The following is a 1149-nucleotide window of genomic DNA, read 5'->3' on the forward strand; positions in this document are numbered from 1 at the left end:
TGGCAGCATCCGTAATGTTAACCACTGGGATGGCGTTAAGTTGCCACTTCCAGCTATCTGTGGTGGTTTCCACAGGAATCATTTCAATACAATCGGTTGGACATGGCGCGACACACAAGTCGCAGCCTGTACATTCGTCTTTGATGACCGTGTGAACGGCTTTTGTCCCACCAACAATCGCATCAACAGGACAAGCTTGAATACACTTAGTACAACCGATACACATATCTTCGTGAATGAAGGCAACGGTCGGTACTTTGCTGTCTAGATCGTGTGCCGACTCTTCAGGTTCCACACCCATTAAGTCTGCGAGTTTTTCGATGGTTGCTTGACCGCCGGGAGGACACTTGTTGATGTTGTCTCCATTCGCAATCGCTTCTGCGTATGGTCGACAGCCTGGATAACCACATTGGCCACATTGTGTTTGTGGAAGAATCGCGTCGATTTGATCCACGATAGGATCCGCTTCAACTTTAAAACGAATAGAAGCAAAACCAAGAATGGCACCAAAAATCGCAGCAAGCACAGCGAGTGCGATGATCGCAATTAAAATCGTACTCATTGTTTACTTCACCAAACCTGTAAAGCCCATGAAAGCAAGCGACATTAAACCCGCAGTGATCATTGCAATCGATGCACCTTTAAATGGAACAGGCACGTCAGCCGCAGCGATACGCTCACGCATAGAAGCAAAAAGGATCAATACAAGTGAGAAACCGACGGCTGCACCAAAACCATAAATGATAGATTCGATGAAGTTATGATTCTCATTGATGTTGAGAAGTGCAACACCCAATACGGCACAGTTGGTCGTGATTAGTGGTAAGAAGATACCAAGCAAGCGATAAAGGGTCGGGCTAGTTTTGTGTACAACCATCTCGGTGAACTGTACCACGACAGCGATCACCAAAATAAAGCTCATGGTTCTTAAGTACTCGATACCGAGCGGTCGCAAGATATAGCTTTCCACTAAGTACGCACACACAGATGCGAGGGTTAGCACAAAAGTGGTTGCTAACCCCATGCCTATTGCTGTTTCCAGTTTTTTAGACACGCCCATAAATGGACACAAGCCCAAAAACTTCACCAGTACAAAGTTGTTCACCAGCACAGTGCCGACCAACAACAAAACATATTCGGTCATAGTTA

The 1149-nt window shown here is 46.0% G+C and carries 2 protein-coding genes; both read right to left on the bottom strand.

Annotation, left to right across the window (positions count from 1 at the left end; genetic code table 11):
- A partial coding sequence (rsxB, locus tag R8269_RS25435; protein WP_318222942.1) for an electron transport complex subunit RsxB occupies positions 1 to 562 on the bottom strand: 562 nt, incomplete at its 3' end.
- Positions 563 to 565: 3 nt separating this feature from the next.
- Positions 566 to 1144 (bottom strand): electron transport complex subunit RsxA, encoded by a 579-nt coding sequence (rsxA, locus tag R8269_RS25440; RefSeq protein WP_005380762.1) that lies wholly within the window; start codon positions 1142 to 1144, stop codon positions 566 to 568.
- Between the last annotated feature and the right edge of the window lie 5 nt (positions 1145 to 1149).

The organism is Vibrio sp. Vb0667, from assembly GCF_033391095.1.